19 protein-coding genes and 1 rRNA gene are annotated in these 20445 nt (G+C 71.4%); 15 read left to right on the plus strand and 5 right to left on the minus strand.

Annotated elements, in window-relative coordinates; genetic code table 11:
- Nucleotides 1–76: 76 nt before the first annotated feature.
- Nucleotides 77–1141, plus strand: a complete 1065-nt coding sequence (pheS, locus tag ACZ63J_RS41195) for a phenylalanine--tRNA ligase subunit alpha (protein ID WP_465310182.1) — start codon at nt 77–79, stop codon at nt 1139–1141.
- Nucleotides 1141–3714, plus strand: a complete 2574-nt coding sequence (gene pheT / locus ACZ63J_RS41200; RefSeq protein WP_465405639.1) for a phenylalanine--tRNA ligase subunit beta — start codon at nt 1141–1143, stop codon at nt 3712–3714. Before pheS ends, pheT begins: the two co-directional genes overlap by 1 nt.
- 412 nt (nt 3715–4126) lie before the next feature.
- On the opposite strand, the gene ACZ63J_RS41205 is transcribed toward pheT, so the two are convergent.
- Nucleotides 4127–4816 (minus strand): DNA alkylation repair protein, encoded by a 690-nt coding sequence (locus ACZ63J_RS41205; protein WP_465405641.1) that lies wholly within the window; start codon nt 4814–4816, stop codon nt 4127–4129.
- Nucleotides 4817–5008: 192 nt separating this feature from the next.
- Between ACZ63J_RS41205 and ACZ63J_RS41210 the strand changes: the two genes are divergently transcribed.
- Nucleotides 5009–6592 carry an alpha/beta hydrolase gene (locus ACZ63J_RS41210; protein WP_465405643.1) on the plus strand — a complete coding sequence of 528 codons (1584 nt, stop codon included), beginning with the start codon at nt 5009–5011 and terminating at the stop codon, nt 6590–6592.
- Between the two features lie 120 nt (nt 6593–6712).
- Nucleotides 6713–7210: a helix-turn-helix domain containing protein gene (locus ACZ63J_RS41215; protein ID WP_465335481.1), complete on the plus strand. Its 498-nt coding sequence runs from the start codon at nt 6713–6715 to the stop codon at nt 7208–7210.
- A 422-nt stretch (nt 7211–7632) separates the two neighbouring features.
- Here the strand turns inward: ACZ63J_RS41215 and ACZ63J_RS41220 are convergent, their stop codons facing one another.
- Nucleotides 7633–8595, minus strand: coding sequence for a helix-turn-helix transcriptional regulator (locus ACZ63J_RS41220; protein ID WP_465405645.1), 963 nt, complete (start codon nt 8593–8595; stop codon nt 7633–7635).
- Between the two features lie 84 nt (nt 8596–8679).
- Here ACZ63J_RS41220 and argC point away from each other — a divergent pair, with 84 nt between their 5' ends.
- From argC to argH, 8 genes are read left to right on the plus strand one after another with little or no spacing between them, the layout of a single operon-like run.
- Complete coding sequence (argC, locus tag ACZ63J_RS41225) at nt 8680–9708, plus strand: N-acetyl-gamma-glutamyl-phosphate reductase (protein WP_465405647.1); 1029 nt, start codon at nt 8680–8682, stop codon at nt 9706–9708.
- Nucleotides 9705–10865 (plus strand): bifunctional glutamate N-acetyltransferase/amino-acid acetyltransferase ArgJ, encoded by a 1161-nt coding sequence (gene argJ / locus ACZ63J_RS41230; RefSeq protein WP_465405648.1) that lies wholly within the window; start codon nt 9705–9707, stop codon nt 10863–10865. Before argC ends, argJ begins: the two co-directional genes overlap by 4 nt.
- Nucleotides 10862–11779, plus strand: a complete 918-nt coding sequence (gene argB, locus ACZ63J_RS41235; RefSeq protein ID WP_465310190.1) for an acetylglutamate kinase — start codon at nt 10862–10864, stop codon at nt 11777–11779. Before argJ ends, argB begins: the two co-directional genes overlap by 4 nt.
- Nucleotides 11776–12978: an acetylornithine transaminase gene (locus tag ACZ63J_RS41240; protein WP_465405650.1), complete on the plus strand. Its 1203-nt coding sequence runs from the start codon at nt 11776–11778 to the stop codon at nt 12976–12978. Before argB ends, ACZ63J_RS41240 begins: the two co-directional genes overlap by 4 nt.
- Entirely contained in the window at nt 12978–13904 is a 927-nt protein-coding gene (gene argF, locus ACZ63J_RS41245) for an ornithine carbamoyltransferase (protein ID WP_465405652.1), read from the plus strand. Before ACZ63J_RS41240 ends, argF begins: the two co-directional genes overlap by 1 nt.
- On the plus strand, nt 13901–14401 hold the full coding sequence (locus tag ACZ63J_RS41250; protein WP_465405654.1) for an arginine repressor: 501 nt from the start codon (nt 13901–13903) through the stop codon (nt 14399–14401). The genes argF and ACZ63J_RS41250 overlap by 4 nt, the downstream gene beginning before the upstream one ends.
- Nucleotides 14398–14655 carry an argininosuccinate synthase gene (locus tag ACZ63J_RS41255; RefSeq protein WP_465405656.1) on the plus strand — a complete coding sequence of 86 codons (258 nt, stop codon included), beginning with the start codon at nt 14398–14400 and terminating at the stop codon, nt 14653–14655. Before ACZ63J_RS41250 ends, ACZ63J_RS41255 begins: the two co-directional genes overlap by 4 nt.
- Before the next feature lie 30 nt (nt 14656–14685).
- Nucleotides 14686–16101, plus strand: a complete 1416-nt coding sequence (gene argH, locus ACZ63J_RS41260) for an argininosuccinate lyase (protein WP_465335487.1) — start codon at nt 14686–14688, stop codon at nt 16099–16101.
- Here argH and ACZ63J_RS41265 read toward each other — a convergent pair.
- The 3 genes from ACZ63J_RS41265 to ACZ63J_RS41275 are packed head-to-tail and all read right to left on the minus strand — an operon-like array spanning nt 16094 to nt 17954.
- Complete coding sequence (locus ACZ63J_RS41265; protein WP_465405658.1) at nt 16094–16741, minus strand: TetR family transcriptional regulator; 648 nt, start codon at nt 16739–16741, stop codon at nt 16094–16096. The two genes, argH and ACZ63J_RS41265, sit on opposite strands and share 8 nt — an antisense overlap.
- Nucleotides 16738–17403 (minus strand): DUF4166 domain-containing protein, encoded by a 666-nt coding sequence (locus ACZ63J_RS41270; protein WP_465405660.1) that lies wholly within the window; start codon nt 17401–17403, stop codon nt 16738–16740. Before ACZ63J_RS41270 ends, ACZ63J_RS41265 begins: the two co-directional genes overlap by 4 nt.
- Complete coding sequence (locus ACZ63J_RS41275; RefSeq protein ID WP_465405662.1) at nt 17400–17954, minus strand: hypothetical protein; 555 nt, start codon at nt 17952–17954, stop codon at nt 17400–17402. The genes ACZ63J_RS41270 and ACZ63J_RS41275 overlap by 4 nt, the downstream gene beginning before the upstream one ends.
- A gap of 107 nt (nt 17955–18061) precedes the next feature.
- Here ACZ63J_RS41275 and ACZ63J_RS41280 point away from each other — a divergent pair, with 107 nt between their 5' ends.
- From ACZ63J_RS41280 to ACZ63J_RS41290, 3 genes are all read left to right on the plus strand, one after another.
- A complete protein-coding gene (locus tag ACZ63J_RS41280) occupies nt 18062–18700 on the plus strand; it encodes a DNA-3-methyladenine glycosylase (RefSeq protein ID WP_465405664.1) in 639 nt (212 codons plus the stop codon).
- Nucleotides 18701–18732: 32 nt separating this feature from the next.
- Nucleotides 18733–20007 carry a tyrosine--tRNA ligase gene (gene tyrS / locus ACZ63J_RS41285; protein ID WP_465405666.1) on the plus strand — a complete coding sequence of 425 codons (1275 nt, stop codon included), beginning with the start codon at nt 18733–18735 and terminating at the stop codon, nt 20005–20007.
- 347 nt (nt 20008–20354) lie between these two features.
- Nucleotides 20355–20445 (plus strand): 16S ribosomal RNA (locus ACZ63J_RS41290); the annotation flags it as partial.

Here is a 20445-nt window from a genome sequence, read left to right on the forward strand (position 1 = left end):
TTCCTGCCTTTGACCTCTCGTGCCCCGCGTGTCCGGCGGAGCGCGAACGACCAGTCCCAGCGGACGCCGAGGAGTTATGTCCGGAGCCAAGGAGAAGGAAGCCCAGGGCGGCGCGGTTCTCGCCCCCGAGACGCTGCAGGAGGCGGTCAAGGCCGCCGAAGCGGCGTTCGCCGCCGCGACCGGGCTCGAGGCGCTGGCCGAGGTCAAGCCGGCTCACCTCGGCGACCACTCGCCGCTGCTGCTGGCCCGCCGGGAGATCGGCGCCCTGCCCAAGCAGGAGAAGGCCGAGGCGGGCAAGCGCGTCAACGAGGCTCGCCAGGCCGTCCAGTCGGCGTTCGACACCCGCCGCGCCGAGCTCCAGGTGGAGCGCGACGAGCGGGTGCTGCGTGAAGAGGCCGTCGACGTCACGCTGCCGTGGGACCGTGTCCCGCGGGGCGCCCGGCACCCGATCAGCACCATCTCCGAGCGCGTCGCCGACGCCTTCGTCGCCATGGGCTACGAGATCGCCGAGGGCCCCGAGCTCGAAGCCGAGTGGTTCAACTTCGACGCGCTGAACTTCGGCAAGGACCACCCGGCCCGCCAGCTGCAGGACACCTTCTACGTCGGCGAAGAGGACTCGGGCCTGGTGCTGCGCACGCACACCTCGCCGGTCCAGGCCCGCACGCTGCTGCACCGCGACCTGCCGGTGTACGTCGTGTGCCCGGGGCGGACGTACCGCACCGACGAGCTCGACTCGACGCACACCCCGGTGTTCACCCAGGTCGAAGGCCTCGCGGTGGACAAGGGCATCACCATGGCGCACCTCAAGGGCACGCTCGACGCCTTCGCCCGCGCGATGTTCGGCGAGAACTCCAAGACCCGCCTGCGCCCGCACTTCTTCCCGTTCACCGAGCCGTCGGCCGAGGTCGACGTCTGGTTCGAGGAGAAGAAGGGCGGCCCCGGCTGGGTCGAGTGGGGCGGCTGCGGCATGGTCAACCCGAACGTGCTGCGTGCCTGCGGCGTCGACCCCGAGGTGTACTCGGGCTTCGCCTTCGGCATGGGCATCGAGCGCACCCTGCAGTTCCGCAACGGGATCCCGGACATGCGCGACATGGTGGAAGGCGACGTCCGTTTCACCCTTCCCTTCGGAACGGAGGCGTAGTGCGAGTCCCAGTCAGCTGGCTGACCGAGCACCTCGACATCGGCGACGAGGTCACGCCGCAGGACCTGGCCGACGCGTTCGTCCGGATCGGCATCGAGGTCGACGACCTCAGTGAGCTCGGGCCGGTGACCGGCCCGCTGGTCGTCGGCCGGGTGGCCGAGATCGAGGAGCTGACCGAGTTCAAGAAGCCGGTCCGGTTCTGCCGCGTCGACGTCGGCGAGACGGCCGACGAGGACGCCGAAGACGCCGATGAAGCCGACGACGAGGACGAGGACGAGGACGACGAGTCCGGCGAGTTCGACGAGGGCCCGCACGGCATCAAGACCCGCGGCATCATCTGCGGCGCGCGCAACTTCACCGAGGGTGACCTGGTGGTCGTCGCGCTGCCCGGCGCGGTGCTGCCCGGCGACTTCGCCATCGCCTCCCGCAAGACCTACGGCCGGATCAGCGACGGCATGATCTGCTCGGCGCGCGAGCTCGGCCTCGGCGAGGACCACACCGGCATCCTCGTGCTGCCGCCGGGCACCGCGAGCCCGGGTGACGACGGCCAGGCGCTGCTCGGCCTGAACGACACGGTCATCGAGCTGGCCCCGACCCCGGACCGCGGGTACGCGCTGTCGATCCGCGGCCTGGCGCGCGAGCTGTCGAACGCCCTCGACGTGCCCTTCGGCGACCCGGCGCTGCTGGAGGTCCCGGCGGCCGAGGGTGACGCGTGGCCGGTCCACGTCGAAGACCCCGAAGGCTGCCCGCGGTTCGTGCTGCGCCGGGTCACCGGCCTGGACTCGACCGCGCCCGCCCCGTGGTGGATGCGGCGGCGGCTGATGCTGGCCGGCATCCGCTCGATCTCTCTGGCCGTCGACGTCACGAACTACGTCATGCTCGAGCTGGGCCACCCGCTGCACGCGTTCGCGACCAAGGCGATCCAGGGCGACCTGGTGGTGCGCCGGGCGAAGGCGGGCGAGAAGCTGACGACGCTGGACGACGTCGAGCGCACGCTCGACCCGGACGACGTCGTCATCGCCGACGACAGCGGGGTCATCTCGCTGGCCGGCACGATGGGCGGTGCGAGCACCGAGATCACGCCGGAGAGCACCGACGTGCTGCTTGAGGCGGCGCACTGGAACCCGGCCGCGATCAGCCGCACCGCGCGGCGGCACAAGCTGTTCTCCGAGGCCGCCAAGCGGTTCGAGCGGTTCACCGACCCGCAGCTGTGCGCGGCGGCGGTCGAGCTGGCCGCCCGGCTGCTGCGCCAGTACGGCGACGCGTCGATCCGGCCCGGCCGCACCGACGAGGGGTCGGTCGAGCCGAACCCGGCGGTCGAGATGCCGATCAACCTGCCCGACAAGGTCGCGGGCGTGAGCTACCAGCGCGGCGTCACCGTGCGCCGGCTGAGCCAGATCGGCTGCAAGGTCTCGGTCAGCACGGGCGACGACGGCACCGGCCTGGTCACGGCGATCCCGCCGAGCTGGCGCGGTGACCTGCGACAGCCCGCCGACCTCGTCGAAGAGGTGCTGCGGCTCGAGGGTTACGACAGCATCCCGTCGACGCTGCCGGCCGCCCCGGCCGGCCGCGGCCTGACCGACAGCCAGCGGCGCGTCCGCGGGGTCGCCCGGGCCCTCGCCGAGGTGGGGTACGTCGAGGTGCGGCCGTTCCCGTTCATCGACAACGCGGTGTGGGACGCCTTCGGCCTGCCGGCGGAGGACGTCCGCCGCAACACGGTCGTGGTCCGCAACCCGCTGGAGGCCGACCGCAACCGGCTGGCCACCACGCTGCTGCCCGGCCTGCTGGACACGCTGCAGCGCAACGTTTCGCGCGGGATGAAGGACGTCTCGCTGTTCCACATCGGCCAGGTGGTGCTGCCCGCGCCGAACCCGCTGAAGGTGCCGGACCTCGGCGTCGAGCACCGGCCGTCGGACGAGGAGCTGGCGCTGCTGGAGGCCGCGGTGCCGATGCAGCCGCTGCACGTCGCCGTGGTGCTCGCGGGCCAGCGTCACCGCGCCGGCTGGTGGGGCCAGGGCGAGCCGGCGAACTGGGCGGACGCCGTGCAGGCCGCCCGGACGGTCGCCGAGGCCGCCGGGATCAGGCTGACGGTGCAGTCGGCCGACCTGCCGCCGTTCCACCCGGGCCGCTGCGCCCAGCTGCGGGTCGGTGACTGGCCGGTGGGCCACGCGGGTGAGCTGCACCCGAAGGTGGTCGAGGCGCTCGGCCTGCCGCCGCGGACGGTGGCGATGGAGCTGGACCTCGACGCGATCCCGCTCCCGGACTCCCGCCCGGCGCCGAGTGTGTCGGGCTACCCGCCGGTGCTCCTGGACGTCGCGTTGGTGGCGGCGGCGGACGTGCCGTCGGCGGACCTCGCGGCGGTGCTGCGCACGGGAGCGGGCGAGCTCCTGGAGGACATCACGCTGTTCGACGTCTACGACGGCGAGCAGGTCGGCGAGGGCAAGCGGTCCCTGGCGTACAAGCTCCGCTTCCGCGCCGCGGACCGGACGCTAACGGTGGACGAAGCCACAAAGGCCCGCGACGCCGCAATCGCCGCGGCCGGCGAGCACTTCAAAGCAACCCTCCGCGCCTAACCACTCACCTCACCTCACGGCGAGGGGCCCCACGGCCCCTCGCCGCTTGGCTCCACCGCCCGTGACGCCCCTCCAGTCACGTGTGTTGCCCGCCCAGTCACGCGTGTTGCCCCCTCAATCACGTGTGTCACCCCTCCAGTCACGCGTGATGCCCCTCCAGACACGCGTGTCGACCCTCCAACACGCGTGTCGTCCGTCCAGTCACACGTGTCGACCTCCCAATCACGCGAGTCGACCTCCCGATCACGCGTGTCGACCTTCCAGGCACGCGTGTCGTCCACCTGTGTACGCGTGTCGTCCATCCAGGTACGCGTGTCGTCCACCTGCGTACGCGTGTCGTCCCTTCAATCACGCGAGTCGACCGTCCAATCACGCGTGTCGTCCCTCCCTACACGCGCCGACCGCCGACTCTTCACCCGATGTGCTTAAGCGCCTCCCGCCGCGACAAGCCCGACAGGCCCGGGTGATCGTCCACGAACGACCGCACCCAGTCCGGCGCCGTCTTCGCGTACTCGCGCAACGCCCAGCCGATTCCCTTGCGCAGGAAGAACTCCGTCTCGCCGATCGCCGGTTCGATCGTCCGGGTGAGCAGGTCGGTGTCCGTCTCCTCCTTGGCCCCGACCTGGCAGATGATCGCCGTCCGGCGGCGCCACAGATCGGCGTCCGCCGCCCAGCTCAGCATGGTCGGCGTGACCCGGGCGCGGTCGGCGCGCAGGATCGGCCCGATCCGGCGGATCGCGAGCTCGTCCACGTAGTCCCACCACGCCCCGCTGACGATCATCTCTTCGTACATCGGGATCAGCTCCCGGTCCTGCCACGGCCGATACGCCCGGTGCCCGGAAAGATCGATCGCCGCGTACCGCTCTTCGCGAAATTCGGCCGACCGCCACAACTCCAGGACGGTTGCTGAATATGTCACTCGATCGGGCAGTATCCGGTCGGTCAGCACCCGCTTGATAAGCACGCTCCGCGCAGGTTTCGCCACTCCGCGGAAGGGCAGGGACGACTTCATGTACGCCTGCATCGCGGGCGCCTTCACCGGGTCGGCCAGCTCGGCCAACCCGGTGCGGATGGCCTTGACCAGCTGTTCGTCCGCGCTCATCGCCCCTCCCGTCGCGCTCCGGCGACCGGAGCGTACTGCCGGCCACCGACAGTTCCGGCGTTCGCCGACGCCCGCAGGTTCCGACGAAAGACGGATGGCGGAACTCGTGGCGGTCGACGAGATTGTCCAGGGTTGCCGGTAGTTTCGTCGAAATACGGCGAACTCTGTCGAATGCGGACGAAAAGGACGACTGTGAAAAGAATCGTTGCCGCCATCGCCGCCGCGGGGCTCGCGGCCGGGCTGATGGCCGCCGCGCCCGCCGCCTCGGCGGACCCCGGGGTGCAGTTCAGCCCCGCGCCGATCGCCTGGGGGCCCTGCGACTCGGCGAGCCTGAAGGCCGCCGGAGCCGAATGCGGCTTCCTCGAGGTGCCGATGGACTACGCGAAGCCGGGCGGGACGAAGGTCTCCGTCGCGGTGTCGCGGATCAAGCACAAGACCGCGCAGTCCCAGGGGATCATGCTCGTGAACCCGGGTGGCCCCGGCGGTTCCGGCCTCGGGCTCTCGGTGCTCGGCAAGTACGTGCCGAACCACGCGGGGGACAACTACGACTGGATCGGCTTCGACCCGCGGGGCGTCGGGTCCAGCAAGCCGTCGATCAGCTGCGACGGGAACTACTTCAGCTACAACCGGCCGGCGTACGTGCCGACCACGCCGAAGCTGGAGAAGACCTGGCTCGACCGTTCGAAGGGTTACGCGCAGGCGTGCCGCAAGAACGGCGCGATCCTCGACCACATCAAGACGACCGACGTCGCGCAGGACATGGACAGCCTGCGCAAGGCGCTGGGCGAGAAGCAGATCAACTACTACGGCTTCTCCTACGGCACCTACCTCGGCCAGGTGTACAGCACGCTGTACCCGAAGAACGTCCGCCGGATGGTGCTGGACGGCAACGTCGACCCGCGGAAGGTCTGGTACCAGGCCAACCTCGACCAGGACGTCGCGTTCGACAAGAACATCAAGATCTACTTCGACTGGCTGGCGTCCTACGACAACGTCTACCACCTCGGCAAGACCGGCGCCGCCGTCGAGAAGCTCTGGTACGACACGCAGCGCAAGCTCGCCAAGAACCCGGCGGGCGGCGTCATCGGCGGTGACGAGTGGACCGACGTCTTCCTGCAGGCCGGCTACTACGTCTTCGGCTGGGTCGACATGGCCAAGGCCTTCGACGGTTACGTCCACAAGGGTGACTGGCAGACGCTGAAGGCGCTCTACGACGACTCGAACCCGCCCGGTGACGACAACGGGTTCGCCGTCTACCTCGGGGTGCAGTGCACCGACGTGCAGTGGCCGACCAACTGGAACCAGTGGCGGATCGACAACTGGATCACCCACTTCAAGGCCCCGTTCGAGACCTGGGGCAACGCCTGGTTCAACGCGCCGTGCGTGTTCTGGCCGGCGAAGGCGGGCAAGCCGGTGGACATCGACGGCCGCAAGGTGGCCGGCGCGCTGCTGATCAGCGAGGAGCTCGACGCCGCGACGCCGTACGCGGGCAGCCTCGAGGTGCGCAAGCGGTTCCCGAACTCGAGCCTGATCAGCGCGCCGGGCGGCACGACGCACGCCGGTTCGCTGTCCGGGGTGTCCTGTGTGGACGACAAGATCGCCGACTACCTGGCCACCGGCAAGCTGCCGAAGCGCCAGCCCGGCAACCACTCGGACGCGCAGTGCAGCCCGGTTCCGCCGCCGGTGCCCGACGGCGCCGCCGCGCAGAAGTCGGACAGCTCGGCGAAGGCCGCGACGGAGAAGCAGAGCACGTTGGCCCAGCTGCTGCACTTCTGAGCCGGTTCTTTTGACGACGGTGCCCCGGTCCCGGACCGGGGCACCGTTGTGTGCGGAGAGAAACCGGCCGTGAGCAGGGCGTGGCCGAAAATTGTCGGGGGTGCGCGCTAGCTTCGTGGCATGTCGATCATCGAAGAGCGCCGGACCGAGGTCCGGGCCCAGGAGAACACCTACCGGATCGTGGTCTCGACCAGGACGGAAGACGACCGCGCCGAACCGAACACGAGGGTGATGATCACCCTGGAAGCCGGCGGCCCCGGCGGCGAGGCGGTCGCCGAGGGCAGCCTCGACCTGGACGTCGCGGTGGCGGCCACGGTCGCCGACCTGGTGACGGACGGCCTGCTGTCCGCCACCGGCGGCGGCCGGGCGCCGCGGCGAAGATCCGCGGGGCGGCCCGCCCAGCAGGGCCGCCCGTGGAACGAGGAGATGGACGCGGACCTGGAGACCCGCTGGATAGCGGGCGAGAGCGTGGCAGCGATCGCGACGCACTTCGAGCGCACCCCGGGCGGCATCCGAGCCCGGCTGCCCCGCGTGGGCTGCGACCCGGAGAACCCGGGTTGTTACCTCCCGGTGCCGCCGAGCAGGCGCACGGACCTGGACGAAGCCGAACCGAGCTGACCATCACCGGTGGGCCGGTCCGTGCCGGGCCGGCCCACCGCCACCAGGGGAGGTTTCAAGTGCGCCTGCATTCAACCGAGCCCGGACGGCGGCCTGCTGTCCGGCTCCCGATCAGTGAAGTCCTTTTCCTGCAACGGGTGTGGGGTCCAGGCCTGTTTCGTCCGCCGGGCTGGCTCCGGCGGCCGGTGTCCGGCGGCCGGTCACTCCCGCAGTCCCGCTTTCGCGATGGCGCGGGTCGGCGTCCACTCCGCTCGCTCCTGCGTTTCCGCGCCCGCCAAGGCGCAACCGGCTGGCCGCTGCCCCGCGGCCGGTCAGCCGCGCAGTTTCGCTTTCGCGGTGGTGCGGGTTGGCGTCTGCCCACCCCGCTCCCGCGTTTCCGTGCCCGCACAAGCGCAACCGACCGGCCGCTGTCCGGCAGCCGGTCACTCCCGCAGTCCCGCCCCCTCGGCAGCGCGAGCCGCGAGCACCTTCAACCGCTCCACCAGCTCCGGCGGCTCCTCCACCCGAAACCCACACCCCAACCCCAACAACCGGAAAGCCAGCCAGTCCAAGGTGTCCCCGCGACTCCGCCACCGGCACCGGCCGTCGCCGAGGTCGGTGAGCTCGTCGGCTGCCGCTCCGAGGCGGGGGCCCACCCGGGCCGCCGGTTCCGCCAGCACCGCCACCGCACGGTACGTCGGGGCCAGGTCGTAGAGCCGTTCGACGACGTACGCCGCCAGGTCCGTCGCCGGTGGCTTCCGTGGCGCCACGCGGCCGCCGGTTGCCTGGGCGTCGCGGACCCGGTCGGCGCGGAACACCCGCCAGTCCGCCCGGTCGAGGTCGTACGCCACCAGGTACCAGCGGCGGCCGGCCGCCACCAGCCGGAGGGGCTCGGCTCGGCGGCGGGTCTCGGTGCCGTCGTTCGCGCGGTAGCGGAACCGGACCGTCTCGTGGTTGGTGATCGCGCCGGCGAACGTCGTCAGCTGGGCCGGGTCGACCACCGGGCCGGCGGCCGGCACCGTGACCGTCGCCGTGCCGATCGTGCCCACCCGGCGGCGCAGCCGGGCCGGCAGCACCTGCTCCAGCTTGGCCAGCGCCCGCACCGACGCCTCCTCGATCCCGGACACGGTCTGCCCCGCGGCGGTCCGCAGCCCGACCGCGATCGCGACGGCTTCGTCGTCGTCGAGCACCAGCGGCGGCATCGCCGTGCCCGCGAACAGCCGGTACCCGCCCGCGACCCCGCGGCTGGCCTCCACCGGGTAGCCCAGCTCACGCAGCCGGTCGACGTCGCGGCGGATCGTGCGCGGGCTGACGCCCAGCCGGTCGGCCAGCTCGCTGCCCGGCCACTCCCGCGGCGTCTGGAGCAGCGAAAGCAGGCCGAGCAGCCGCGCCGGGGTGTCCGTCATGGCGTCCAGCATCCCAAGGTGGCGGGTACCACTTCCCGGGAATCCTGTTTGTTTAGCCTTGCAAGGGCGTGCATAATCATGCGTATGACGGTGAACATCGCGGTGGCCGGAGCCAGCGGGTACGCGGGCGGCGAGCTCCTGCGCCTGCTCCTGGCCCATCCCGAGGTCGAAATCGGCACGCTCACGGCCGCCAGCAGCGCCGGCACCCGGCTCGGCGGCCACCAGCCCCACCTCGTCCCGCTCGCCGACCGCGTCCTCGCCGAGACGACACCGGAGACCCTCGCCGGCCACGACGTCGTGTTCCTGGCCCTGCCCCACGGGCACTCGGCCGAGATCGCGGCGCAGCTGGGCCCGGACGTCCTGGTCGTCGACCTCGGCGCCGACCACCGCCTCGCCGACGCCGGCGACTGGCAGCGCTGGTACGGCGGCGACCACGCCGGCCAGTGGCCGTACGGCCTGCCCGAGCTGCCCGGCGCCCGCGAGAAGCTGGTCGGCGCCAAGCGCGTCGCCGTGCCCGGCTGCTTCCCGACCGGCGGCTCGCTGGCCCTCGCGCCCGCCTTCGCCGCGGGCCTGATCACCCCGGACGTCACGGTCGTCGCGGTCACCGGCACCTCCGGCGCGGGCAAGAGCCTCAAGCCGAACCTGCTCGGCTCCGAGGTCATGGGCTCCGCGAGCGCGTACGGCGTCGGCGGCGCCCACCGCCACACCCCGGAGTTCGCGCAGAACCTCTCGGCCGTCGCGGGGGAGAAGGTCACCGTGTCCTTCACCCCGGTGCTCGCGCCGATGCCGCGCGGCATCCTCACCACGGCGAGCGCCCCGCTGAAGGACGACGTCGACGAGGCCGCCGCCCGCGCCGCGTACGAGAAGGCCTACGACGCGGAGCCGTTCGTCCAGCTGCTGCCCGCGGGCGCCTGGCCGACGACGTCGGCGACGCTCGGCTCGAACAACGTCCAGCTGCAGGTCACCGTCGACACCGACGCGCGCCGCCTGGTCGTCGTCGCGGCGATCGACAACCTGACCAAGGGGACCGCCGGCGGCGCCGTCCAGTCGATGAACCTGGCTCTCGGCTTCCCCGAGACCACCGGCCTTTCGACCGTAGGAGTGGCACCGTGACCGTCACCGGCCCCCAGGGCTTCCGCGCCGCCGGCGTCGCCGCCGGGATCAAGGCCTCCGGCGCGCTCGACCTCACGCTGGTCGTCAACGACGGCCCGCTGGACGTCGCGGCGGGCGTCTTCACCCGCAACGTCATCAAGGCCGCGCCCGTCCTGTGGTCGCAGGAGGTGCTCAAGCAGCAGCGCCTCAAGGCCGTCGTCCTCAACTCGGGCGGCGCGAACGCGGCCACCGGGCCGGGCGGCTTCCAGGACACCCACGCCACGGCCGAGAAGGTCGCCGAAGCCCTGGAGGCGGGCGCGATCGAGGTCGCCGTCTGCTCCACCGGGCTGATCGGCGAACGGCTGCCGATGGCCGCGGTCCTGTCCGGAGTGGACAGTGCGGTCAAGGCCCTCGACACCGGCGCCGAGGCGAGCCTGAACGCCGCCACCGGCGTGATGACCACCGACAGCAAACCCAAGCAGGCCTTCGCGAAGCACGCAGGCGGCTGGAGCGTCGGCGGGTTCGCCAAGGGCGCGGGCATGCTCGCGCCGAACCTCGCCACCATGCTGTCGGTGCTGACCACCGACGCCGTGGTGGACAAGGAAACCCTCGACCGCGCCCTGCGCGCGGCCACCCACGTCACCTTCGACCGGCTCGACGTCGACGGCGGCACGTCCACCAACGACACCGTCCTGGTCCTGGCCTCCGGCGCGAGCGGGGTCGAACCCACCGAGGCGGAGCTCACCGAACTGCTCACCACCGTGAGCCACGACCTGGTGCTGCAGCTGCGCGCGGACTCCGAGGGCGCGACGAAGGACGTCGACGTCACCGTGCAGGGCGCGGCGTCCGAGGCCGACGCGATCGCGGTCGCGCGCACCATCGCCGAGGACAACCTGGTCAAGACGGCGCTGTTCGGCTCCGACCCGAACTGGGGCCGGATCGCGATGGCACTCGGCCGGGTCCCGGCCCGCATCGACCCGGAGACGGTGTCGATCGCGATCAACGGCGTCACCCTGTTCGCGCAGGGCGTGCCCGCCTCCGACCGGTCGGAAGCCGACCTCACCGGCCGCGCCATCACGATCGTCGTCGACCTCGGCGTCGGCGCGAGCGCGGCGACCATCTACACCACGGACCTTTCGCACGGTTACGTCGAAGAGAACAGCGCGTACTCCTCATGACCCAGGAGGCACTGATTTCCGCGGACGAAAGACTCGCGACGGCGGCCGAGAAGGCCGGGGTGCTCATCGAGGCGCTGCCGTGGCTGCAGCGGTTCCACGGCGCCACCGTCGTGATCAAGTACGGCGGCAACGCGATGATCGACGACAGCCTGAAGGCGGCCTTCGCCGAGGACATGGTGTTCCTCCGGCTGGCCGGCCTGCGCCCGGTCGTCGTGCACGGCGGCGGCCCGCAGATCACCGCGATGCTCACCCGCCTCGGGGTCGAAGGCGAGTTCAAGGGCGGCCTTCGCGTCACCACACCGGAGACGATGGACATCGTCCGGATGGTGCTCACCGGGCAGGTCAGCCGCGAGCTGGTCGGGCTGATCAACGCCCACGGCCCGTACGCGGTCGGCATCTCCGGCGAGGACGCCCGGCTGTTCACCGCCGAGCGCAAACAGGCCACTGTGGACGGTGAGCAGGTCGACATCGGCCTGGTCGGCGAGGTCGCCGAGGTCAACCCGGACGCCGTGCTCGACATCGTCAACGCCGGGCGCATCCCGGTGGTGTCCACGGTCGCCCCGGACGTCGAGGGTGTGGTGCACAACGTCAACGCCGACACGGCCGCCGGCGCGCTCGCGGCCGCGCTGGGCGCCGAAAAGCTCGTGGTGCTCACCGACGTCGAAGGCCTGTACGCGAACTGGCCGGACCGGTCGTCGCTGATCGACCGCATCCGCGTCGACCACCTCGAGCCGATGCTGCCCAGCCTGGCCAGCGGCATGATCCCGAAGATGGAGGCGTGCGTGCGCGCCATCCGCGGCGGCGTGCGCCGGGCGCACGTGATCGACGGCCGCCTCGCCCACTCGGTGCTGCTGGAGGTCTTCACCTCCCGTGGTGTCGGAACCATGGTCTTCCCCGAAACGGAGCTCCCGTGACCGACCTCAAGTCCAATGTGGATGGCCAGCGGCACTGGCAGTCCGCCGTCATGGACAACTACGGCACCCCGGCGCTGACGCTCGTGCGCGGTGAAGGCGCGAAGGTGTGGGACGCCGACGGCAAGGCCTACGTCGACCTGGTCGGCGGCATTGCTGTCAACGCGCTCGGCCACGCCCACCCGGCGATCGTCGACGCCGTCACCGAGCAGATCAAGCAGCTCGGCCACACCTCGAACCTGTACGTCAACCCGGTCGCCGTGGAGCTCGCCGAGGCGCTGCTCGACGTCGCCGGGCTCACCGGCAACGGCAAGGTGCTGTTCGTCAACTCCGGCGCCGAGGCCAACGAAGCCGCGCTGAAGATCAGCCGGCTGACCGGGCGCACCAAGGTGGTCGCGGCCGAAGGCGCGTTCCACGGCCGGACCATGGGCGCGCTGACGCTCACCGGCCAGCCCGGCAAGCGCGACCCGTTCAAGCCGCTGGTGCCCGGTGTCGAGCACGTGCCGTACGGGGACGTCGAGGCGCTCAAGGCGGCCGTCGACACCGACACTGCGGCCGTGTTCCTGGAGCCGGTCCTCGGCGAAGCGGGCGTGATCCCGGCGCCGGACGGCTACCTGCAGGCCGCCCGCGAGATCACCAAGGCCACCGGCACGCTGCTCGTGCTCGACGAGGTGCAGACCGGTCTCGGCCGGCTCGGCACCTGGTTCGGCTACCAGCAGGCCGGCATCGTGCCGGACGTCATCACGCTGGCGAAGGGCATCGGCGGCGGGTTGCCGCTGGGCGCGGTGATCGGCGTCGGCGCGGCGGGCGAGCTGCTCAAGCCCGGCCAGCACGGCACCACCTTCGGCGGCAACCCGGTGTGCTGCGCGGCCGGCCTGGCCGTGCTGAAGACGATCGCCGCGGACAACCTCCTCGACCACGTCTCCGCGCTGGGCAAGGACATCGCGGCCGGCGTCGAGGCGCTGGGCCACCCGCTCGTCGCCGGGGTCCGCGGCGCCGGGCTACTGCTCGGCATCGCACTGCGCGAGCCCGTCTCGGCGGCGGTCGCCAAGGCCGCGCAGGACGCCGGTTACCTCGTCAACCCCGTCGCCGCGGACACCATCCGGCTCGCGCCCCCGCTCGTGCTCGACGGCGAGCAGGCCGACGGCTTCCTCGCGGCCCTCCCGACCGCACTCGACTCCACCACGAAGGACTCCGACTGATGCTCCGCCACTTCCTCCGCGACGACGACGTCAGTCCCGCCGAGCAGAAGGCCATCCTCGACCTCGCGGACGCGCTGAAGGCCGATCCGCTCGGCAACAAGGCGCTGGCCGGGCGGTCCATCACGGCGATCTTCGAGAAGAACTCGACCCGCACCCGGTTCTCGTTCGAGGTGGGCATCAGCCAGCTCGGCGGGCACCCGGTGATCGTCGACGGCCGGTCGATGCAGCTCGGCCGCGAAGAGACCATCGAGGACACTTCGCGCGTGCTCTCGCGGTACGTGGACGGCATCGTGTGGCGGACCTTCGCGCAGAAGCGCATCGAGGCGATGGCCTCGGCCGCGTCGATCCCCGTGGTCAACGCGCTCACCGACGAGTTCCACCCGTGCCAGGCGCTCACCGACCTGATGACGATCCGCGAGCGCAAGGGGAAGCTCGAGGGCCTCACCCTCGTCTACCTCGGTGACGGCGCCAACAACATGGCGCACTCGCTGCTGCTCAGCGGGACGACGGCCGGGATGCACGTCCGGGTCGTCTCGCCGGTCGGCTTCCAGCCGGACCAGGGCGTCATGCTCGACGCGAAGAAGCGCGGGCACGAGACCGGCGGCAGCGCCACCGTGTTCACCGACCCGTACGCGGCCGTCGACGGCGCGGACGTGCTCGTCACCGACACGTGGACGTCGATGGGACAGGAGAACGACGGGCTCGACCGGGTCGGCCCGTTCCGCGCCCTGCAGGTCAACACGGAGCTGCTGAAGAAGGCCGCCGAAGACGCGATCGTGCTGCACTGCCTGCCGGCGCACCGCGGCTGGGAGATCACCGACGAGGTGCTCGACGGCCCGGCCAGCGCGGTGTGGGACGAGGCCGAAAACCGCCTGCACGCGCAGAAGGCGCTGCTCGTCTGGCTGTTCGAAGAGAGCCGGCGATGACCAGCAGCCGGGTGGGCCGCCAGGCGCGGATCACCGAGCTGGTGGCCACCATGACCATCCGCAGCCAGACCGAGCTCGCGAAGCTGCTGGCCGCCGAGGGCATCGACGTCACGCAGGCGACGCTGTCGCGTGACCTCGACGAGCTCGGCGCGGTCAAGCTGCGCGGCCCGGACTCCGGCGCGCCGGTCTACGTCATCCCCGAGGACGGCAACCCCCTGCGCGGGGTGCAGGGCGGCACTTCGCGGCTCTCGCGACTGCTGGCGGAGCTGATGGTCTCGGCCGACTCGTCGGGCAACCTGACCGTGCTGAGGACCCCGCCCGGCGCGGCGCAGTTCCTGGCCAGCGCCGTCGACCGGGCGGCGCTGGAAGAGGTCGTCGGCTCGATCGCGGGCGACGACACGGTGGCCGTGATCGCGCGGGAACCGTTGACGGGCAAGGGTTTGGCCGAACGCTTCGCCGCGCTCGCCCAGCGATCGGCGGACGAAGGTACACCATGATCGGCGACTTCTTCCCGGCTGAGGGCGAATTCCTCGCGCCGGACGAGGTCGTGGTCACCTTCGACCGCGGGGTCCCGGTGGCGATCGACGGAGAGACCGTCTCCGTCGCCGAAGCGCACCGGATGCTGCGCGCACGAGGTGAGGCGCAGCGGATCGGCCGCGGCGAAGCGTGCGCCGCACTCGAACGGCGGACCGGCCGCGGATATGCCAGTGTCCGCCTGGTCCTGTACGACGGCCGGATCACGGTCGCCTGAACACACGAACACCGAGGAGAAGCGAGAACAGTGAGCGGGAACGAGCAGCCGGTGCAGCTGTGGGGCGGCCGGTTCGCCAGCGGTCCGGCGGAGGCCATGGCGGCGCTGAGCGCGTCGACGCACTTCGACTGGCGCCTGGCGCCCTACGACATCGCCGGGTCCCGCGCGCACGCCCGCGTGCTGAGCAAGGCGGGCCTGCTCACCGAGGCCGAGCTGAGCGGCATGCTGGCCGCGCTCGACACGCTCGCCCAGGACGTCGCGGCGGGGGCGTTCACCCCGACGATCGCCGACGAGGACGTGCACACGGCCCTCGAACGCGGCCTCCTCGAGCGGGCCGGCACCGAGCTCGGCGGCAAGCTGCGCGCCGGCCGCTCGCGCAACGACCAGGTGGCCACGCTGTTCCGGATGTGGCTGCGGGACGCCGCCCGCCGGGTCGTCGCGGGCACGCTCGACGTCGTCGACGCGCTGGTGTCGCAGGCGAAGCGGCACCCGGACGCGATCCTGCCCGGCCGTACGCACCTGCAGCACGCCCAGCCGGTGCTGCTCGCGCACCACCTGATGGCCCACGGCCAGGCGCTGCTGCGCGACGTCTCGCGGCTGCAGGACTGGGACACCCGCACCGCCGAGTCCCCGTACGGCTCGGGCGCGCTCGCCGGTTCGTCGCTGGGGCTCGACCCGGAGGCGGTCGCCGCGGAGCTGGGGTTCGCCACGAGTGTCGAGAACTCCATCGACGGCACGGCTTCGCGTGACTTCGTCGCCGAGTTCGCCTTCGCCGTCGCGATGCTGTCGGTGAACCTGTCCCGGATCGCCGAAGAGGTGATCATCTGGAACACCGCCGAGTTCGGCTACGTGACGCTCGACGACGCCTGGGCCACCGGCAGCTCGATCATGCCGCAGAAGAAGAACCCCGACGTCGCGGAGCTGACGCGGGGCAAGGCGGGCCGGCTGATCGGCAACCTCACCGGCCTGCTGGCCACGCTGAAGGCGCAGCCGCTGGCCTACAACCGCGACCTGCAGGAGGACAAGGAGCCGGTGTTCGACTCGGTCGAGCAGCTCGAGCTCCTGTTCCCGGCGATCGCCGGCATGCTGGCGACGCTGACCTTCCACACCGACCGGCTCGCCGAGCTGGCCCCGGCCGGGTTCACGCTGGCCACGGACATCGCCGAATGGCTGGTGCGCCAAGGCGTCCCGTTCCGCGTCGCGCACGAAGCGGCGGGGGAAAGCGTCCGCGTCGCCGAGTCCCGCGGCGTCGGCCTGGACGAGCTGACCGACGAGGAGTTCGAGAAGATCAACCCGTCGCTCACGCCCGAGGTGCGCGCGGTCCTGACCGTCGAAGGCTCGGTGAAGTCCCGCAACGCCCGGGGCGGCACGGCGCCGGAGCGCGTGGCCGAGCAGCGCGCCCGGCTGGAAGAGCGGGTCACCGCGGCCCGCCAGTGGCTCAACTGAGGGACTTGCGGAGCTTGGCCCGGACGGCCCGCGTGGCCACCGGGCCGAGCCCGTCGAGGACGTCGACGAGCACGGCGAGCTGCTCCAGCGCGGTGACCGCCTGCTCGGCGCCGTCGGGGTCGACGGTCTCGAACAGCGAGAGCCCGAGAAACCCGGACGACACGGCGTGGGCGAGCCCGGCGGGGTCCGCCAGCTCGGCCAGCGGCGACCCGTCGAGCACACGCTCGAGGGCCGTCCGGACCTCGGTGATCCACTTGTCCAGGCCCTCGCGGGTCGCTTCGGCGAGCCGCTCGCTGCCCTGCGCCCCGGCGAGCGTCTGGGCCAGCACGGCCAGGTTGCCCTCCGCGCGCTCGGCGACGCGGATCTCGCGGCCGAGCTCCAGCAGGTCGCGGACCGTGGTCACGGCGGCGAACCGTTCACGGTAAACCGAAACGCGGGCTTCGGTCGCGAGGATGCAGGCCTGCGCGACGAGCTCCTCGACGCTGCCGAAGTGGTAGAAGACCAGCGCCTGGTTCGCGCCTGCGGCGGCGGCGGCCGACCGCGCCGAGACGGCCGTGATGCCCTGGCGCCGGATGACGTCCAGCACGCCGTCCACGAGCCGCTGCTTCGTGTCCTGCGAACTGGAGCTCCGGCCCGTCACCCCATGACCCTCTCACGGAGCGGCTTCACCGCACCGCCGACTCCGGCCCGGACGTCGACGAACCGGGCGCTGAACCGGCCTTCGTACCCGAACACCGGCCCGAAGCGCGGGTTGACCACGGCGACCTCGATCCGGAAGTCGCCACTGGCCGCGTCGAACCACTCGTCGACCTGTGCGGTCCCGGTGAGCACCCGCGGCAGCCCGCTGCGGACCGGGCCCTCGTGCAGCCGGAACTCGCCGGTGCGGATCCGGAACCCGCCGTCCGGGCGCACCGACACCGCGAGGTCGACGGCCAGGTGCTGGTGCGTCCCGAGGTAGTCGACGAGCCCGCGCCCGGGACTGTGCACCATCTGCGCGTCGAAACGCCGCCGGCGCCGGGGGAACTCGAAGGTGCGCACGAAGGACACGGTTTCGCGGCCGTTCCGGTCCACGTACGGGTAGTTCTCGATGGTGAACGGCACGTTCCGGCCGCAGTCGGGGAAGAGGATGTGGCGCGTCGAGCCGAGCCACAGGAACGGCAGCACGAAGGCGGGGCCGCGCCAGATCCGGTCCATCACGCCGTGGCCGACCATGCCGCGCCCGCCGGTGAGGGCGAGCCGTTCCCGGACGCGGGGGTGCAGGTCGGCGAAGTCCGCGCCGAGCGCGCGCTCGAAGACGCTCACGCCGGCACCCCGATCCGGCCCTCGACGCGGTCACGCGGCCGGGTCCGCACGCAGCGGGTGGCCGAGGGCGCGGTCAGGGGCTGCGCTTCCGGTGGGGTCCCGGTCTCCAGCCAGAGCCGCAGCCGGTCGAACGACCAGGCCGTCAGCCAGCCGAAGGCCGGCCGGAACACCCGGTCGGCGAGGTGTCCGAAGCGTCCCCAGCGGGTGCCGTAGTCGAAGCCGGTGACGAACCGGACGCCGCCGTCCACCGGCGTGTAGCGCCAGAACCCGGCGCCCGCGCTGATCAGCGACAGCGGGTCGGCGGAGGCGAACCGCAGCACCGAGGTGCGCGAGCCGTCCGGCCAGGTGCGTGACGCCGCGCTCACGCCGACACCGGTGACCACCACCCCGAGGAACCGGGACTCGTAGCGGAAGTGGCCGCCGGGCCGGGCCAGCGGGCTGATGTCGGTGAAGCGCAGGTCCCAGCGCCGGTGCAGGGCCGGGTCCTGCGTGTGCTGCCAGAGCGTTTCCAGGTCCGTGCGGATCACGGTCTCGACGTACAGCGCCTTCATCTCGGCTCCCCTCAGAGTTTGAGCGACTGCTCAAATCGACTGTAGAGAAGTTTGAGCGATCGCTCAAGGGTTAGGCTGATCGGGAAGATTTCGAGGGAGGAGCGCGCTTGAGCGGCGAAGCAGGCCGGTTGTTCACCCGCGAGGAGCTCGCGCTCGACCCGGTCGACCTGGCCCACCTGCTGCTCGGCTCGGTCCTGGAGGCCGACGGCCCCGACGGCACGGTCGGCGTCCGGCTCGTGGAGGTCGAGGCCTACCGCGGCGAGGACGATCCGGCGTCGCACTGCTACCGCGGCCGCACCCCGCGCAACGCCGTGATGTGGGGGCCCGCGGGCCACCTGTACGTGTACTTCGTCTACGGGATGCACTTCTGCGCGAACGTCGTCGGCACCCACGAGGACATGCCCGGCGCGGTGCTGCTCCGCGCCGGCGAAGTCGTCGAAGGCCTCGACGTCGTGCGCAAGCGACGGCCGGCCGCACGGGGGACCGGTGAGCTCGCGAAGGGCCCCGCCATCCTCACCTCGGTGCTGCGCATCGACCGGGCGCAGAACGGCGTCGACCTGACCGACCCGGCGTCCCCGGTCCGGCTGCGCGTCGGCGAGCGCGTGCCGGTCGAACGCATCCGGGTCGGCCCCCGCGTCGGCGTCGCGACGGCGATCGACACACCCTGGCGGTTCTGGGACGGCGCCTCGGCGGCCGTGTCCACCTACCGCCGCGGCGGGAAGCGCCGGGTCCGACCCGCCAGTTAGTCGGTTGACCTGGTGCGGGAGGATCTACAGGCGTGAGCGAACACATCCTCGACGAGCTGACCTGGCGCGGCCTCATCGCGCAGTCCACCGACATCGACGCCCTCCGGCGCGAGCTCGACCAGGGTCCCGTGACGCTCTATTGCGGCTTCGACCCGACCGCGCCCAGCCTGCACGCCGGCAACCTGGTCCCGCTGCTCATGCTGAAGCGCTTCCAGCGCGCCGGGCACCGGCCGATCGTGCTGGCCGGCGGCGCGACCGGGATGATCGGCGATCCGCGCGACACCGGTGAGCGCACGCTGAACACGCTCGACGTCGTCGCCGACTGGGCCGGGCGCATCCGCGGCCAGCTCGAGCGGTTCGTCGACTTCGACGACTCGCCGACCGGCGCGATCGTCGAGAACAACCTCAACTGGACCGGGCAGCAGACCGCGCTGGAGTTCCTGCGCGACGTCGGGAAGCACTTCTCGATCAACGTCATGCTGAACCGGGAGACCGTGAAGCGGCGGCTCGAGGGCGACGGCATGTCGTACACCGAGTTCAGCTACCTGCTGCTGCAGTCGCAGGACTACCTGCAGCTGCACCGCAAGTACGGCTGCAAGCTGCAGGTCGGCGGGTCCGACCAGTGGGGCAACCTCGTCGGCGGGGTCGACCTGATCCGCCGGACCGACGCCGCGGGCGCGCACGCGCTGACCGCGCCGCTGGTCACCGACGCCGAGGGCCGCAAGTTCGGCAAGTCCACCGGCGGCGGGAACCTCTGGCTCGACCCGGAGATGACCTCGCCGTACGCCTGGTACCAGTACTTCGTGAACGTCGGCGACGCCGACGTGATCCGCTACCTGCGGATGTTCACGTTCCTGAGCCAGGAGGAGATCGCTTCGCTGGCCGAGGACACCGAGCAGCGTCCGCACCTGCGGGCCGCGCAAAAGCGGCTGGCGGAGGAGTTCACGATCCTCGTCCACGGCGAGGAGCAGACCCGGCAGGTCATCAACGCCAGCCAGGCGCTGTTCGGCCGCGGCGAGCTCGGCGAGCTGGACGAACGCACCCTCGACGCGGCGATGGCCGAGGTGCCGAACGGCAAGGTCGACCCGTCCGGGGACGCGACGATCGTCGACCTGCTGCTCGCCGGGGGACTGGTGGACAGCAAGGGCGCCGCGCGCCGCACGCTCAAGGAGGGCGGCGCGTACGTCAACAACGTGAAGATCGCGGACGAGGAGTGGAAGCCGGCGCCGGGCGACGCCCTGCACGGCAAGTGGCTCGTCGTCCGCAAGGGCAAGCGGAACGTCGCCGGCGTCGCGCTCGGCGGCTGACCGGCTCGGGTGGTCCGAAACAGGGGCCTGACCTGCGGGAACGCGGTTAAGGTACCCCCCTGTTTCGGGCCTCCTCCCGGGGTGTAAAGTTCTCCAAGTCGCCAGGGAAACCGGGTGGCCGCCGGGACACGAACCAAGCTCTCGCCTGAGGCGATTGAGTGGGTGTCCCACACAAACTGCTAGGAATGACTCGCTTCGAGCGAGCCGCCTGATCGCGGCGGACTCGAGGTGTGTTGCTTGAGAACTCAACAGTGTGCTAGTGAACTAAGCCAGTAGAGCTTATATTTGAAACCCCCTCGTCGGGGTTTCCTTTGAGAAGCAAGAAATTGCCTCGATTAAACTATTCATTGTTGGAGAGTTTGATCCTGGCTCAGGACGAACGCTGGCGGCGTGCTTAACACATGCAAGTCGAACGCTGAACCACTTTCGGGTGGGGAT

This window comes from Amycolatopsis sp. NPDC104863 (assembly GCF_055582965.1).

Coding starts and splice junctions, on each gene's coding strand:
- pheS (WP_465310182.1), top strand. CDS start 77: ATGTCCGGAGCCAAGGAGAAGGAAGCCCAGGGCGGCGCGGTTCTCGCC.
- ACZ63J_RS41205 (WP_465405641.1), bottom strand. CDS start 4,816: ATGAGCGCGGACGAACAGCTGGTCAAGGCCATCCGCACCGGGTTGGCC.
- ACZ63J_RS41215 (WP_465335481.1), top strand. CDS start 6,713: ATGTCGATCATCGAAGAGCGCCGGACCGAGGTCCGGGCCCAGGAGAAC.
- ACZ63J_RS41220 (WP_465405645.1), bottom strand. CDS start 8,595: ATGACGGACACCCCGGCGCGGCTGCTCGGCCTGCTTTCGCTGCTCCAG.
- argC (WP_465405647.1), top strand. CDS start 8,680: ATGACGGTGAACATCGCGGTGGCCGGAGCCAGCGGGTACGCGGGCGGC.
- argB (WP_465310190.1), top strand. CDS start 10,862: ATGACCCAGGAGGCACTGATTTCCGCGGACGAAAGACTCGCGACGGCG.
- argF (WP_465405652.1), top strand. CDS start 12,978: ATGCTCCGCCACTTCCTCCGCGACGACGACGTCAGTCCCGCCGAGCAG.
- ACZ63J_RS41250 (WP_465405654.1), top strand. CDS start 13,901: ATGACCAGCAGCCGGGTGGGCCGCCAGGCGCGGATCACCGAGCTGGTG.
- ACZ63J_RS41255 (WP_465405656.1), top strand. CDS start 14,398: ATGATCGGCGACTTCTTCCCGGCTGAGGGCGAATTCCTCGCGCCGGAC.
- ACZ63J_RS41275 (WP_465405662.1), bottom strand. CDS start 17,954: ATGAAGGCGCTGTACGTCGAGACCGTGATCCGCACGGACCTGGAAACG.